10 protein-coding genes are annotated in these 14,265 nt (G+C 69.6%); 6 read left to right on the top strand and 4 right to left on the bottom strand.

Going from position 1 to position 14,265, the window contains the following annotated elements; genetic code table 11:
• Complete coding sequence (locus tag HFP89_RS02300; RefSeq protein ID WP_168716026.1) at positions 1-2,457, top strand: Ig-like domain-containing protein; 2,457 nt, start codon at positions 1-3, stop codon at positions 2,455-2,457.
• Positions 2,454-4,088 (top strand): CRTAC1 family protein, encoded by a 1,635-nt coding sequence (locus HFP89_RS02305; protein ID WP_168716027.1) that lies wholly within the window; start codon positions 2,454-2,456, stop codon positions 4,086-4,088. The genes HFP89_RS02300 and HFP89_RS02305 overlap by 4 nt, the downstream gene beginning before the upstream one ends.
• A gap of 18 nt (positions 4,089-4,106) precedes the next feature.
• Here HFP89_RS02305 and HFP89_RS02310 read toward each other — a convergent pair whose 3' ends face one another.
• The 4 genes from HFP89_RS02310 to HFP89_RS02325 are packed head-to-tail and all read right to left on the bottom strand — an operon-like array spanning position 4,107 to position 7,761.
• Positions 4,107-4,583 (bottom strand): sterol desaturase family protein, encoded by a 477-nt coding sequence (locus HFP89_RS02310; RefSeq protein ID WP_168716028.1) that lies wholly within the window; start codon positions 4,581-4,583, stop codon positions 4,107-4,109.
• Between the two features lie 23 nt (positions 4,584-4,606).
• Positions 4,607-5,869 carry an ABC transporter permease gene (locus HFP89_RS02315; RefSeq protein WP_168716029.1) on the bottom strand — a complete coding sequence of 421 codons (1,263 nt, stop codon included), beginning with the start codon at positions 5,867-5,869 and terminating at the stop codon, positions 4,607-4,609.
• Positions 5,866-6,798 carry an ABC transporter ATP-binding protein gene (locus HFP89_RS02320; RefSeq protein ID WP_168716030.1) on the bottom strand — a complete coding sequence of 311 codons (933 nt, stop codon included), beginning with the start codon at positions 6,796-6,798 and terminating at the stop codon, positions 5,866-5,868. Before HFP89_RS02320 ends, HFP89_RS02315 begins: the two co-directional genes overlap by 4 nt.
• A gap of 42 nt (positions 6,799-6,840) precedes the next feature.
• Positions 6,841-7,761: a polyprenyl synthetase family protein gene (locus HFP89_RS02325; RefSeq protein ID WP_168716031.1), complete on the bottom strand. Its 921-nt coding sequence runs from the start codon at positions 7,759-7,761 to the stop codon at positions 6,841-6,843.
• Between the two features lie 207 nt (positions 7,762-7,968).
• On the opposite strand from HFP89_RS02325, the gene crtY reads away from it, so the two are divergent.
• The 4 genes from crtY (at position 7,969) to HFP89_RS02345 (ending at position 14,227) form a co-directional block, all read left to right on the top strand.
• Complete coding sequence (gene crtY / locus HFP89_RS02330) at positions 7,969-9,171, top strand: lycopene beta-cyclase CrtY (RefSeq protein WP_168716032.1); 1,203 nt, start codon at positions 7,969-7,971, stop codon at positions 9,169-9,171.
• The gene (locus tag HFP89_RS02335) at positions 9,168-10,685 is read left to right on the top strand and encodes a phytoene desaturase (protein ID WP_168716033.1); all 1,518 of its coding nucleotides are present in this window, start codon (positions 9,168-9,170) and stop codon (positions 10,683-10,685) included. Before crtY ends, HFP89_RS02335 begins: the two co-directional genes overlap by 4 nt.
• A gap of 10 nt (positions 10,686-10,695) precedes the next feature.
• Positions 10,696-11,643 carry a phytoene/squalene synthase family protein gene (locus HFP89_RS02340; RefSeq protein WP_168716034.1) on the top strand — a complete coding sequence of 316 codons (948 nt, stop codon included), beginning with the start codon at positions 10,696-10,698 and terminating at the stop codon, positions 11,641-11,643.
• 700 nt (positions 11,644-12,343) lie between these two features.
• Complete coding sequence (locus tag HFP89_RS02345) at positions 12,344-14,227, top strand: DUF11 domain-containing protein (protein ID WP_168716035.1); 1,884 nt, start codon at positions 12,344-12,346, stop codon at positions 14,225-14,227.
• Positions 14,228-14,265: the final 38 nt, after the last annotated feature.

The raw sequence follows: 14,265 nt of genomic DNA on the forward strand, positions 1-14,265 counted from the left end.
ATGCCGCGCCCGTTTCGCCTGCTTCTCGCCGCGACGCTGCTGGCAGGCGCCGGCGTGGTCCAGGCCCAGCTGCTGGGTCTGACCCACGACAACGGCGCCGTCCAGGTGGCCGCAATCGATGCAAGCTCGGCCGTCACGCCGATCGGTGCCCCGGATCTGCCGACCGAAGTCGGCTATGCCGCCGTTGCGTTCGACCCGTTCGACGGCGCGATCTACGCCCTCGGACCCGATCCGGTGGCCGCCGACGGCACGCTGGCCCTGTTCGCGTTCGACACCACCACCGGCGTGCGCACGCAAATCGGCAACACCGGCAGCATCGAACAGGTCGCCGCGCTGCGCTTCGAACTGGCCACCCAGCGCCTGGTCGCAGCGCTGTTCGACAGCGGCACCGGCTCGCTTCGCCTGGCCGAGGTCGACGCCGGAACAGCGGGCCTGACCACGATCAATACAGGGCTTGCCGACTGCTGCGTGCTCGAGCCCGGTGTGGCCACCGAGCGCACCGGCGAGGTGCTGCTGGTCGGTCGTCGCAGCACCGATCCCGACACCGAACGCTACCTGATCGCCCTGTCCACCAGCGGTGACGACGCGGCCGGCTTCACGCTGCTCGACGGTCCGCTGGCGGCCATCGTCTGGGACCGGATCGGCATGGCGCTGTACGGGATCGAGCAGCAGACCACGCCCCCGCCGATCACCGTTTCGACACGGCTGGTCGAAATCGAACCGGCGGGCACGTTCACGCCCCGTGGTCCGGCCCAGGTGGACTGCTGCGCCATGGTGCCCGGCCTCGCGACCACGCTGCTGGGTGACCCGGACCGCATCCATGCCCTCGGCCACCCGCTGGGCGCAGCGACCGGGGTCCTCCAGTGGGACGTCACGACCGGCGCAGTCGCAGCCCCCGGCAGCCTGCCGCCGACGACCGTGGTCAACGGCCTGTTCGACATCAGCGGCGGCCTGGCCCCGTCGACCACGACGATCGACTCGGTCGTGCCCGTTCCGGCCACCATCGGCCAGAGCTACGATGTGACGGTCTCGATCGATTCGATGGCGCCGATCGACGGCGGCACGATCACCGTCGGCGACGGACTCGGCGGCGGCTGCGTCATCCCGGTTTCGATCAGCGCGCCGGGCGGCAGCTGCAGCCTTGCGGCCACCCAGGTCGGCCCGGTGACCGTCACCGCGAGCTACTCGGGCACCACCACCATCGGACCGAGCGTCGATACCGCTTCACAGACCGTGCAGCCGGCCCCGAGCACGACCGACATCGTCTCGGTGGTGCCGAGCCCGGCCGAGGTGGGCCAGGCCTACACCGTGTCGATCTCGGTCGCCGGCTTCGGCACACCCACCGGTATCGTCGACATCGACGACGGCCAGGGCGAGACCTGCCAGCTGGTCCTGCCGGCCACGTCCTGCGCGCTGAACGCGCCCGGTACGGGCCCGCGCACGATCACCGCCAGCTACTCCGGCGATGTCGACAACCTGCCTTCGACCGGCACCGCCGCGCACGAAGTGATCCCGGCCACGTCCACCACCACCATCGATAGCATCGTGCCCGAGCCGAGCCTGGTCGGGGATGCCTACACGGTGAACGTGACCGTGACCGGCGTTGGCCCGACCGGCAGCGTGCTGGTCGACGACGGGGCCGGCAACAGCTGCAGCATCGCGCTGCCGGCGACCGCCTGCGCACTGGCCAATGGTGCCGCGGGCAGCCTGACCATCACGGCGAGCTACGGCGGCGACGCCAACAACGCGCCGAGCGCCGACAGCGCCCCGCACGTCGTCGATCGGGCCGTCAGCAACACCGTCATCGACAGCATCGCACCGAACCCCGCCTTCGCCGGGCAGCCCTACACCGTGGCCGCCAGCGTCACCGGCTTCGGCACGCCGACCGGCACCATCGAGGTCTCGGACGACGCCGGCGCGAGCTGCGTCATCAGCCTGCCCGCGACCGGCTGCGACCTGGTCTCGAACGTAGCCGGCGCGCGCACGATCAGCGCCGACTACAGCGGCGACGGCAACCATCTGCCGAGCGGCGCGAGCGGCAACCAGGACATCGATCCGGCGCCGACCGTGCTGACCCTGACCTCCAGCGACAGCGTGGTGCCCCAGGGCGTGCCGGTGATGCTGACGGCCAGCATCGGCAACGGCGCCGACCCGGTCACCGGCAGCGTGCGCTTCGAGGTGGGTGGTCAGCCGATCACCGGCTGCGACGCCGCGCCCGTGGCCGGTGCGCAAGCCACCTGCATGACCGCCTTCCCGGCCCAGGGCATTTTCACGGTCACCGCCGACTACAGCGGCGACGCCAACAATGACCCCGCCGGCGGCACGCTGCAGCTGCAGGTCGAACCGCTTGCGGTGCCGGCGCTGTCGACCCCGGTGCTGATGCTGCTCGCGCTGCTGCTGGCCCTGGTCGGAACGGTGGTGCTCCGCGCCGGCCCCGGAAGCGGCGCGAACGCATGATCCGCCGCGCTCCGGCCCTGGTGATGCTGGCGACCGTCGCTCCGGCGATGGCCGGTGGCTGGGGCTTCGTCGAGGTCACCGCCACCGCCGCGCCGCCGTTTTCGCTGCAGCAGCAATTCGGCCCGCTGTCGATGGCCGACTACATGGCCGGCGGCCTGGCGGCCGGCGACCTCGATGGCGACGGGCGGGTCGACCTGGTGATTCCACGCGGCGATTTCCTCGCCGTCCGGGTCCTGATCAACCAGGGCGACGGCAGCTTTGCCGACCGTGCGACCGACTGGGGCCTGGGCACCGCGGCGGCCGGGGAGTCGATCTACGCGATCGGCGCCACCCTGGCCGATCTCGACGGCGACGGCCGCCGCGACCTGCTGCTGCCCGGCATCCGCGGCTATGGTCTCCGGGTCTACCGGAATCTCGGCGACCGCTTCAAAGACGCCACGGCCCTGTTCGCGCTGGGCAACCCGGGACCGGATTTCTATTCGGTCGCCGTCGGCGACGCCGACGGCGACGGCCGATTGGACCTGGCCACGGCGCACTGGGGCAGCGGCAGCGCGCCGCTGGATCCGGGCCACCTTTGGCTGCAGCGCGACGACGGCTTCGTTGCTTCGGGCCAGGCCTGGGGCCTGGCGCCGACCTTCGCGCAGCCTGATTCCGGCGGCGATTTCACCTTTACTCCGAATTTCGCCGACCTCGACGGCGACGGCGATGCCGACCTCACCATGGCCGGCGACTTCCTGACCAGCCAGTATTTCCACAACGACAACGGCGCACGCTTCATCGCGCGTACCGACGCCGAAATCACCGACGAGAACGGGATGGGCGCCGCCATCGGCGACTTCGACGGCGACGGCCACCTGGACTGGTTCGTCACCGCGATCCACGACGAGGACCCTCCGCCGAACCTCGGCCAGGGCGGGTCCGGCAATCGGCTCTATCGCAACGACGGAACCGGCCGTTTCGTCGACGTCACCGAAGCGGCCGGCGTTCGTGACGGCGGCTGGGGCTGGGGCGCCTGCGCGGCCGACTTCGACCTCGACGGCGACCTCGACCTGTTCCACGTCAACGGCTGGAACGTGCCGAACTCGGAATTCACCGACGAACCGGCCCGCCTGTTCGTCAACGACGGCAGCGGCGCATTCACCGAGCAGGCCGAGCTTCGCAATATCGCCGATACCTCCGAGGGGCGCGGCATCGCCTGCTTCGATGTCGAACGCGACGGCGATATCGACGTGGTCGTCCAGGTCAACCAGGGGCCCGGACGGATATTCCTCAACACCGCCGCCGACGCCGGCGATCGCCGCTGGCTGGGCCTGATCCTGCGTGGCCGCTCACCGAATACCGAGAGTCTGGGTGCGCGAATCCGGGTCACGGCCGGCGGCCGGACCCAGGTCCACGAGATGCAGATTCCGGTGCATTACCTGTCGACCTCGCCGGCCGAGCACGTGTTCGGACTGGCGCCGGGCGGCGATCCGGTGCAGGTGGACGTGCGCTGGCCCGATGGCGAAACGGCGCGTTACCGAACCGCACGGACCCAGCGCTGGCTGGTGCTGGCCCAGCGCGGCGTCGATGATCTGTTCACGGACGGATTCGAACCACCCGCCGCACCGGACGGAACCGGCAGCGAGGACTGATTCGAAGCCTGTCGTCGCTCAGCGCGGATCCTGCGCATCGCGCAGCTGCTTGAATTCCTCGCGCAGCTCGGCCAGCGGCCGGGCATGCAGAAAGCCGAACGACACGCAGTCGTCCTTGCCCTTGCCGGCGTGGTGGATCTTGTGGGCCTGGATCAGCCGCTTGATGTAGCCGCCCTTCGGGTTCCACTTGAACGGCCAGCGACGGTGCACCAGGCCTTCGTGGAAGACGAAATAGATCAGTCCGTAGCCGGCCATGCCCCAGCCGATCCACCAGGTCGGGCCGAGATCCTCGCGACCGAAGTAGATCAGCGTGATCGAGATCGCCGCACCGACCACGGCATACAGGTCGTTGAGTTCGAACCACCCCTCGCGCGGGCGATGATGCGATTCGTGCCAGACCCAGCCCCAGCCGTGCATGATGTACTTGTGCGAGAACCAGGCCACCCATTCCATGGCCAGCACGGTTCCGACGAAGAGCAGGATGTTCAGCAGCATACCTATCGAACCTCGGGTCAGTCTCAGGCGACCTGCCGGCGTGCGCGCCACAGGCTGATGCCGATCGTCAGCGCGGCGGCAGCGGCCAGCACCGCCCAGGCCGGGACCAGTTCGGCCGGCGACGCACCGCGCCACAACAGCCCCTGCCAGGCCTCGATGGCCCATGCGTTGGGCGTCAGCCAACCGAGCTCGCGCAACCAGTCCGGCATCATGAATCGCGGGACCATGCTGCCGCCGATCGCCGACAGTATAAGCACCACGAAAGAAGACGCCGTCTGCGCTTGTTGACGCGAGCGACACAGCGAGGCGGTCAGCAGTCCGAGGCCCGCCGCTGCCGCCGACGCCAGCGTCGCGGTCAGCAACCAGGGACCGAAGCGACCCAGCCAGTCGACCCCGTAGAACAGCCCGGCGAAGGCGAAGATCAGCGTCACCTGGACCACGCCCTGTCCGACCAGGAACAGCGCCTTGCCGGCGACCACGGTCGGATACCCGCCCGGCGTGGCGACCAACCGGTCGACGATCCCGCTGGTCCGCTCGTCGATCAGGGAGATGGCGCCCTGCATGGCCGAAAACAGCAGGAACAGGATGGCCACCGCGCCGGCGTAGTAGCTGATGCCGCCGCGGTCCGGGTCCACGCCGTTGAGCGTTTCCTGCACCACCAGGCCGTCCGGCGATGCGCCGCTCGCCGCGTCGGCCAGCGGCGCGGCGGCCAGTTCCTCCAGCGCAATGGCCAGATCGTCCCGCTGCGCATCGGTATACGGCCCGGCCAGCGCATCGACCAGGGCCGCGGCGCGGGCCACGCCCAGCTGGGTGAACTGGCGCTGCAGCAGGCGCTGGACCCGGGCCGAAACGACCGGCCCGGCCAGCCCGCGCGCGGCGTCGGAGACCACCACGATGGGCGCCGGCGCGTCGAGGTCCGCGCCCAGGTCGGCGGCCGGCTCGGCCCGGATCACGATCAGCGCATCGACCTCGCCGCTGGTTACCGCGCGCCGCGGCTCCGGCTCGCCCGCCGGAAGCGCCACGGCGGCAAGCTGCTCGTCGGCCGTCATCGCCTCGGCCAGCGCCGCGGTCAGCGGACTGCCGACGCGATCGTGGACCTGCACGCGCAGCTGCAGCGAATCGCCGTCGGTGCCGGAGAACACCTCGGCGAACACGAAGAACATCAGCGGCGGCAGCGCGAAGATCATCACCATCGCCCCCCGGTCGCGCCACAGCCCCAGCAGCATCACCCGGAACACGGTCGCGATCATCGGCAGCACGCCGGTCGAGGGTCGCGGCTCGTTCATGCCTCGTCCACCTCCGGCCGCTGGCCGAACAACTCGCGCCACAGCGCGTCCAGGCCGGGTCGCCGAACCCGCCATTCGACCGCCGGCAGCGCATCCAGTGCGGACAGGTCCAGCGCCTCGGCCAGGCCGTGCCAGCGCAGCGGTGCCCGCGGATCCTCGGGCTCGAGCCCGAGCGCCTCGAGCCGCCCGACCAGGGCCTCGTCCGGCCAGTCGGCGAGCTCGACCCGCCACTCGCGGCGGGTTCCGAACCGGTCCCGGATCAGCGTTTCGGGCCGGCCGTCGGCAACCAGCCGGCCGCCGTCCAGAAACGCCGCACGATCGCAGATCCGGCCCAGTTCATCGAGATCGTGGCTGGTCATCAATACCGCCATGCCGTCGCCGGCCAGCCGGGTCAGCAGCTGTTCGATCGCGCGCCGGGCCGGCAGGTCGATGCCGACGGTCGGCTCATCGAGGATCAGCAGCTCGGGCCCGTGGACGATGCCGCAGGCGATGTTGGCCCGGCGCTGCCAGCCGCCGGACAGCCGGCCGCAGCGGGTCCCGGCCACGCTCGCCAGGTCGCAGGTGGTCAGCGCCCCGGCGACCGCAGCGGCGGCCGCTGCCCCCGGCAGGCCGGCCAGCCGGGCGAACACATCGAGGTTTTCGCCGACGGTCAGGTGCGGATACAGCGCGATCCGCTGCGGCACCAGCCCGATCCGCCGGCGCGCCGATGCGCTATCGGCCGGGTCGCGGCCATCGAGACGCACCCTGCCCGCGGCCGGCTGCAGGCGACCGCAGAGCAGTCGGATCAAGGTCGATTTTCCGGCCCCGTTCGGGCCGAGCAGCGCGACGATCTCGCCGCGGTGCAGCCTCAGCGACACGGCATCCAAGACGCGGCGGCCGCCGAACGCGAAGTCGAGGTCGTCGGCGACCAGCAGGGGCGAAGACGTCATCGAACGCAGGCGTCCATCATCCGGTGGACACGGGCACGGGAATCAGACGAAGCGAGCGAAGAGCGCGCGAACGTAGCCATCCAGCGCGTGTTCGCCACGCGCTGCCGGCAGCACCCGGTCACCGGCCGCAAGCTCGGCCTCGACCAGCCTGCGCAGCGCCTGCTCGCCGACCCGGTGGACCGAACCGGCCTTGTCGCGGTCCAGGCCGATGTCCTTGCCCGAGCCCTCGGCGTGACGCCGGACGTCGAGCAGGTCGTCGGCGGCCTGAAAGGCCTGGCCCAGGTGGCCGGCATAGCGCTGCAGCGCGTCGAGCTCGTCGTCGGCCAGGCCGAGGATGCCGCCGGCGCCGGCGGTGGCCAGCTCGAACAGCACGCCGGTCTTCTGGTGGTTGATCTCCGCGATCGCGCTGCCGTCCAGTGCGCCGGCGCGCTCGATCAGGTCGCGGCACTGCCCGGACACCAGCCCGGCGGTGCCGACCGCGACCGACAGCCGGTCGACCAGCCAGCAGCGTTGCGACGGATCCAGCGCCGAGTCGCGAGCGATCACGCCGAACGCCTGGTTGAGCAGCGCGATCGCGGCCAGCGTGGTGGTCGCATCGCCGAACTTGCGGTGGCAGGCCGGCTGCCCGCGCCGGGTCGACGCATCGTCCATGCACGGAAGGTCGTCGAGCATCAACGATGCACAGTGGACCATCTCCAGCGCGCAGCCGAAATCGAGCATCCGGTTCGGATCGGCGCCGAAATGCAGCGCGGTGCGAATCGCCAGCAGCGGACGGACCCGCTTGCCGGGGGCCAGCAGGCTGTAGCGCATGGCTTCGGCCAGTTCGCGACAGGTCGGGTTGCCGTCCAGGGCCTGGACCGGCATCAGCGCCTGCAGGCGCTCGTCGATCGCCTGTCGCCAGGAGGCATCGATGGACTCGGCGCCCTCGCCCCGGGCCATCGCGTCTTCAGTGGTGGCAGCCATCCAATGCACCCCGTCGTTGATCTTCAGAACGTCCGGCCAAGCGACGACCGGCCTGCTGCAGGGCGGGCCTCACCGGCCGCCGCGCCGTCGTTGCCGACGGACATGATGCCGCAGAATCGCGCGGGCCGCATGGCCGAACGGCGCAACCGCGACGCGCGCCGCGCCGGCGTGACCCCGCGCTGCCGCGGTTTCGGACAGAATAGCGTCATGAACTCCCGAACTCCGGACCTGCTGCTGGTCGGCGGCGGCCTCGCCAACAGCCTGATCGCCTGGCGGCTGACCCAGCGTCGACCGGACGTGCGGGTGACGATCCTCGAGGCCGGCGAGCGCCTGGGCGGCAACCACACCTGGTCGTTCCACGAGGACGACCTGAGCGCGCAGCAGCGCGCCTGGATGGCGCCGTTCCTGGTCCACCGCTGGCCGGGCCAGCACATCCGTTTTCCGAACTGCCGGCGCGATTTCTCCGAGCCATACCTGAGCATCACGTCCGATCGCCTGCATGACGTCATGGTAGCCGCCGGCCGGTTCGAATTGAAGTCCGGCGTGCGTGCCGTCGAACTGGCCGCCGACGCGGTGACGACCGACAGCGGTGAACGACTGGCCGCAGGCGCCGTACTCGACGGCCGCGGTCCCGGGCCCTCCGACGGCCTGGTGCTGGGCTTCCAGAAATTCGTCGGCCGCGAAGTCCGGCTGGCCGAGCCGCACGGACTCACGGTGCCGACCATCATGGACGCCACCGTCGACCAGCACGACGGCTACCGCTTCGTCTACCTGCTGCCGTTCACCGACGACACCGTGCTGATCGAGGACACCCGCTATTCCGACGGCGGCGCGCTGGACCCGGCCGAACTGCACGCCGCGATCGACCGCTACGCCACCGCCCGCGGCTGGACGGTGATCGACACCCTGCGCGGCGAAGACGGCGTGCTGCCGATCCTCATGGCCTGTGACCTCGAGCGATTCTGGCCGGCCGACGACCCGGTCGCCCGCTCGGGCCTGCGCGCCGGCCTGTTCCAGCCGACCACCGGCTATTCGCTGCCGCAGGCCGTGGCGCTGGCCGACGCGATCGCCGATCACTGGCCGATGAACGGAGTGCAGCTGGCTCGCTTCACCCGCGAATTCACCCGCGAATTCTGGCAGCGCACCCGCTTCTACCGCCTGCTCAACCGAATGCTGTTCCGGGTCGGCCGCCCCGAGCACCGCTACCGCGTGCTGGAAACCTTCTACAGCCTGTCCGAACCGCTCATCACGAACTTTTACGCGACAAAGCTGACACTTCGCCAGAAGCTGCGTATTCTGGTCGGCAAGCCGTTGCCCATTCTCGACGCCTTGCCGATGGTGCGCGAACGCCGTTTCCTGGAACGGGAAGCGCAGAAGGGATCCGATCAAAGGAGCACGACCCCCCGATGACTGACACTCGAACCGCGCCCCGGACCGCCGCCGTCATCGGCTCCGGCTTCGGCGGCCTTGCGCTCGCCATCCGCCTGCAGGCCGCCGGCATCCAGACCACCGTACTCGAGAAGCGCGACAAGCCCGGCGGCCGGGCCTACGTCTACGAGGACCAGGGCTTCACCTTCGACGGCGGGCCGACCGTGATCACCGATCCGTCGGCGCTGCGCGCGCTGTGGGAGAACGCCGGGAAGGACATGGACGACTACGTCGAGCTGCTGCCGGTCGACCCCATGTACAGGCTGTGCTGGCAGGACGGCAAGGTGTTCGACTACACCAACGATCCCGACCGCCTCGAAGAACAGATCCGCCGGTTCGACCCGGCCGACGTCGACGGCTACAAGCGCTTTCTCGAGTACTCCTACAAGGTCTTCGAAAAAGGCTACCTGGACCTCGGCCACAAGCCGTTCCTGAACTTCGGCTCGATGGTGAAGGTCGCGCCCGACCTCATGAAACTGCAGGCCCAGAACAGCGTCTACAAGCAGGTCTCGAAGTTCATCAGGAACGAACACCTGCGCCAGGCCTTTTCGTTCCACCCGCTGCTGGTCGGCGGCAACCCGTTCCAGACCTCGTCGGTCTACACCCTGATCCACGCGCTGGAGCGCGAGTGGGGCGTGTGGTTCGCCAGGGGCGGCACCGGCGCACTGATCCGCGGCATGGTCAAGCTGTTCGAGGACCTCGGCGGCCGCCTGCGCCTGAATGCCGAAGTCGCGAAGATCGAAACCGCCAACGGCCGGGCCACCGGCGTGCGCACCCACGACGGCTGGCACGGCGAGTTCGACGCCGTGGCCAGCAACGGCGACGTGCTGCACACCTACCGCGACCTGCTCGGCCACACCGACCAGGGGCAGAAGAAGGCCCGCTCGCTGACCAACAAGCGCTGGTCGATGTCGCTGTTCGTCATCTACTTCGGCCTCAACCGCGTGCACGAGAACCTCGAGCACCACATGATCCTGTTCGGACCGCGCTACAAGGAACTCATCCAGGACATCTTCAAGGGCCCGGACCTGCCCGACGACTTCTCGCTGTACCTGCACAATCCGTCGCTGACCGACCCGTCGCTGGCGCCCGAAGGCTGCAGCACCTACTACGTGCTCTCCCCTGTCCCCCATCTCGGCAAGGCCGACCTGGACTGGGACACGGTCGGCCCGAAGTACACCGACCGCATTCTCGACTACCTCGAAGAGCACTACCTGCCCGGATTGAAGAACGACCTGGTCACCTGCCGGACGCTGACCCCGTTCGGCTTCCGCGACGAACTGAACTCGCACCTGGGCTCGGCCTTCTCGGTCGAGCCGGTGCTGTGGCAGTCGGCCTTCTTCCGGCCGCACAACCGCGACGGGAAGATCCCGAACATCTACCTGGTCGGCGCCGGCACCCACCCGGGCGCCGGCATCCCCGGCGTGGTCGGCTCGGCCCGCGCCACCGCCGGGCTGATGCTCGAGGACTTCGGCCTGCAACCGCAGGCCCACTGAGGCGTCGCCGATGGCCCTTCGCCCGTCCGACGACGCGCTGGGCCGCGAGGCCGCCGAGACCATTGCGGAAGGCTCGAAGAGCTTCGCCACCGCCTCGAAACTGTTCCGCCCGGCCATGCGCCGCGACGTGCTGCTGCTGTATGCCTGGTGCCGGCACTGCGACGACGTCACCGACGGCCAGGACCTGGGCCGCAACCAGAGCGGCACCGCCTCGCCGCAGACCATCGACCGCCTCAAGCAGGACTCGCTGGCCGCGTGCCGGGGCCGGCCGAACGACGAACTGCCCTACCGCGCGCTGGCCGAAGTCGCCCGACGCCACGAGCTGCCCGAAGACATCGTGCTCGACCACATCGCCGGCTTCGAGCAGGACGTGGCCGGCTGGCAGCCGCAGTCCACCGAGGACCTGCTCGAGTACTGCTACTTCGTCGCCGGCGCCGTCGGCATCCTGATGGCACGGATCATGGGCGTGCGCGACATCGAGACACTGAAGCGCGCCAGCGACCTGGGCCTGGCCTTCCAGCTGACCAACATCGCCCGCGACATCGTCGAAGACGCCCGCGCCGGCCGCTGCTACCTGCCGCGCGACTGGCGCCAGCTCGCGCAGCTCGACATCCCCGACCTGCCCGACCCGGACCGCGCCCGCGACGTCCACCCGCTGGCCGCCCAGCTGGTCGAACTGGCCGAACCCTACTACGCCTCGGCCCGCATCGGCGAGCGCGCCCTGCCCGGCCGCGCCGCCTGGGCGATCGCCACCGCCCGCAGCGTCTACCGGGACATCGGCCTGCAGGTCCGGCGCAAGGGCCCCGACGGCCTGGCCGAGCGGGCGTACACCTCGAAGGGACGAAAGATCTGGCGGGTCGTGACCGGCGGCAGCCAGACCGTCGGCGGGCGACTCCTGAAGAACGGACGCGCGCCGGTCCGTGACGGCCTGTGGACGCCAAGGGCGCTGGCCGGGTAACGGCCGATTCCGATGAAACGCAGGGAGCGCGGGCACGGAGTTGCCCGCCGAACACGCCACGGAGTAGACTGCGCAGGCAGGTTCGGGGGACCTGGGCGCCGATGACTGAACAACATTAAATAAAAGGGGAACATCCATGATCTTTTCCAACGGCGCCGTTACGCGCCGCGACACCGCCTGGCCGAGCGTTTTCGTCATCGTCTTCACTGCCCTGGCGCTGTCCGTGCCGGCGGCCTTCGCTCAATCCTACCTGCCGAGCGGCGTGCAGCAGAACGTGCCGGTAAGCACGGTAACCAATGGCGGTTGGACGGAATGTTATCGCGACCTCTACGGGAATAGTGGCACCCCTGTTTCGACCATTCTCGATCAGTGCGATCAAGAGCGGTTGATGCTCGCTTGTCGCCAGACCGGTAGCAGCACACTGCGAGTGCTGGCACAGGCTCCCCGGGCAGACGTTACCTTCGATACCGGCAGCGGCAATACGACGCAACCGGCAAACGGAGTCGAATGGTATTTCAGTGATAGCTACTCCTGGGGGTTCGCACCGGGCGGACAGTCTGTCTCCCGAAATTCGTGTGATACGACGAGCACGGGCAATGATGATCGACTGTGCTGGCATACCTTCGGCGGCTCGACCAATGGCGGTTGGCGATGTGGGTCGAGCACGGGCCTGAACAGCAGCACTACGTTCGAAAAGATCGTGTACGGCTCGAGCGGCGTCGCGCAGGCCGACCTGTCCGTCACCAAGACCGGCAGCGCCTCGGCGATCGCCGGCACGCAGGTCCTCTACGACATCACCGTGATTAATAGCGGCCCGGCCGACGCGACCGATGTGGTCGTCGCAGATCCGACGCCGCCGGGATACACCTTCGTTTCTGCCAACGGCCCCTGCGCCGGTGGTTTCCCGTGTGCCTTCGGAATGCTCCCCGCCACGGCCAGCGCTTCGGTCCAGGTGACCTACGCGATCGACCCGGCCGTTACCGGACCCGTGACCAACACGGCCACCGTCTCCAGCTCGACCGCCGACCCGGCGCCAGCCAACAACACGAGCTCGGTGACCACCAACGTGGTGGCCGAAGCCGACGTGGCCATCACCAAGACCGGCCCGATGACCGCGATCGCGGGCGCCAACGTGACCTACGAGTTCACGCTCGTCAACAACGGCCCGTCCGATGCGATCGGCGTCACCGTCAGCGACACGCCGTCGGCCGGCCTGACCTTCGTCTCGGCCACCGGGCCTTGCACCGGCGGATTCCCGTGCGCGCTGGGGACCGTCCCGGCCGGCGCAGCGCCGATCGCGTTCCAGGCGACCTTCGCGATCGCATCGTCGGTCACCGGCGACGTCACGAACACGGCCGAAGCGACTTCGGCCACGGCCGATCCGAACCCGGGCAACAACATCGCCGCCGCGATCACCGGCGTGGTCGCCGAGGCCGACCTGGCGGTCACCAAGACCGGCCCGGCCACGGCCATCGCCGGCACGCAGGTGACCTACGACATCACCGTGACCAACAACGGTCCGTCCGACGCTACGGCAGTCTCGGTCGCCGATCCGACGCCGGCCGGTTACAGCTTCGTCTCGGCCACCGCGCCATGCGGCGGCGGTTTCCCTTGTGCATTGGGCGCGATCGCGGCCAGTGGCAGCACGGCCTTCAGCGTGACCTTTGCGATCGACCCGTCGATCGGCGGCAGCTCGGTCAGCAATACCGCAACAGTGTCCTCAGCAACGACCGACCCGAACGCCGCTAACGATGCATCGACGGCAACGACGACGATCACCGCCGAAGCCGACCTGGCCGTGACCCAGGCCGGTCCGGCCTCGGCCGTCGCCGGCACCGCGGTCACCTATACGCTGACCGTCACCAACAACGGCCCGTCCGATGCCGCGACCGTGACGCTGGACGACCCGACGCCGGCCGGCTTCGCGTTCGACTCGGCCACTGCGCCGTGCGCCGGCGGGTTCCCCTGTGCCCTCGGCACGATGCCGCCGAGCGACCTGGTCAGCGTCGATGTGACCTTCGACATCGCTGCCGCCACCGTCGGTGAGGTGATCAACACGGCCACCGCGTCGTCGCCGACCACCGACCCGAACGGCGCGAACGACAGCGCCAGCGTCACGACCACCGTGGGGGCCGACGCCGACCTGTCGATCGTCAAGACCGTCGATACGGATGTGGTTCAGCAGGGCGAGACGGTCGTCTACACGCTGACGGTCAGCAACGCCGGACCGTCGGATGCGACCAACGTGGTCGTCACCGACAACCTGCCTGACCAGCAGATGCTGGTGGCCACCAGCGGCTGTTTCGAGGATCCGGTCGGTGCGCCGACCTGCTCGATCGGCACGGTGCCGGCGGGCGCGACGGTGGCGGTCACACTGACCGCGGTGGTCGAGCGCGCCACCGGCATCCAGACCAACCTCGCAACGGTGGATTCCGATGTCACCGACCCGGTCGGCGCCAACAACGAGGGCTCGGTGCGCATCGCCGCCTCCTTCGCGATCCCGACGCTCGCGACCGGGGGCCTGATCGCGATGGCCCTGGTGCTGATGCTGCTCGGCGGCGCGCAGCTACGCCGCACGCTCTGAGTCACGACGCCGGCCCGGATGATCCGGGCCGGTTCAGC

The sequence above is a fragment of the Wenzhouxiangella sp. XN79A genome, assembly GCF_012272825.1.
Taxonomy (GTDB): Bacteria; Pseudomonadota; Gammaproteobacteria; order Xanthomonadales; family Wenzhouxiangellaceae.